We start from the raw sequence: 1,505 nt of genomic DNA, 5'->3' as shown, positions 1-1,505 counted from the left end.
CATTAACCTTAAACTCCTTGCATATTTACCCGACTCGGGGCAATTCTACCTACGAAAAATCGGCGTAGTTGGAACAGACCCCGTAGTTATGGAAAAAGCTCGTAGCACAAAAACCCTCGCTCAGGGAACAAAGCCGCTGATGACGGACGTCATTGCCGGCGATGGCGCCGCATTGTCAGCCGAGTTGCTGGCGATGCGTGAGGCTCTCTTTCCACCAGTATCGAAGAAGACGCTTCGCTCGTTCTCGTCCGTAGAGACCGCGAAGCTCATTGGCATCGCTGATGCATATTTGCGTCAACTTTCGATTGGCGGAAAGGGCCCGCAGCCGTCGATCGGCGCGGGCGGTCGCCGGTCGTATACCCTTGACCAGATCAATGAACTGCGAGCGGTCCTTGACGAGGGCTCAAAGGGAAAGCGGTATGTACCGCACCGAAAGGGTGAAGAGCACTGCCAGGTAATGGCAGTGGTAAATTTTAAGGGCGGATCCGGGAAGACGACAACGGCCGCGCACCTTGCTCAATATCTCGCATTACAAGGGTACCGGGTACTCGCAGTCGACCTTGATCCGCAAGCCTCGTTCACGGCACTGCATGGCTATCAACCCGAATACGATATTCAGCCGAACCAGACGATGTACGCAGCCGTCCGATATGATGACGAACGGCGCCCTCTCAGGGAAGTCATTCGCAAGACCTACATTCCAGGGCTTGATATAATCCCCGGAAACCTCGAGCTCATGGAGTACGAGCACGACACGCCGCGCGCTCTTGCGGAGCGCGATGCCGAGCCCTTTTTCGGACGGGTGGCAACGGCTTTGGGCACTGTCGCTGATGACTACGACGTCATGATCCTCGATTGCCCCCCCCAGTTGGGTTTTCTCACACTTGGAGCGCTCTGCGCCGCGACCGGACTTCTCATCACGGTCCATCCGCAGATGCTGGATGTAATGTCGATGTGCCAGTTTCTCTTGATGGCGGCCGACATACTCCGTGTGGTGCAGGGTTCGGGCGGTGATCTCGAGTACGACTTCATACGCTACGTCGTGACGCGCTTCGAGCCGGCGGATGCGCCGCAAACTCAGATGGTGGCGTTCATGAGGTCGCTTTTTCGAGAGCGAGTGTTGAATAGCACGATGGTCAAATCCACCGCTATTTCCGACGCGGGCCTTTCCAAGCAGACCCTTTATGAAGTTGGAAAAGAGAACTTTGCCAAGCAAACCTACGATCGGGCGATGGAGTCTCTCGATTCCGTGAATGACGAAATCGACCGGTTGATGCAACAGGCATGGGGGAGGGCGACGTGAGCCGGAAGGACACCCTCAAGGCGATGCTGACACGCCGATCGGAGGAGTTGCCACATGGCAACTCGGAGCCAACTCCACTCACGCCACAGCCGCCGCATCCCGTTCCGCATGTCCAGTCGGGCGCGGTTGGTGCGATGGGAAGGTCGCTTGGCCAAATAGCATCTGCGGCAGAGCGCGCGAAAGCGTTAGTCGCTTCCGGTGC

At 57.2% G+C, this 1,505-nt stretch carries 1 protein-coding gene and 1 pseudogene; both read left to right on the top strand.

Annotated elements, in window-relative coordinates; genetic code table 11:
• Nucleotides 1-88 precede the first annotated feature (88 nt).
• A complete protein-coding gene (gene repA, locus CEV33_RS01320) occupies nt 89-1,303 on the top strand; it encodes a plasmid partitioning protein RepA (RefSeq protein ID WP_094538719.1) in 1,215 nt (404 codons plus the stop codon).
• Nucleotides 1,300-1,505, top strand: a pseudogene (locus CEV33_RS24195) (plasmid partitioning protein RepB); the annotation flags it as partial. The gene repA and the pseudogene CEV33_RS24195, both read left to right, overlap by 4 nt.

Source organism: Brucella grignonensis, from assembly GCF_002252505.1.
Lineage (GTDB): Bacteria > Pseudomonadota > Alphaproteobacteria > Rhizobiales > Rhizobiaceae > Brucella > Brucella grignonensis.
This window is presented reverse-complemented; position numbering and strand designations above follow the sequence as displayed.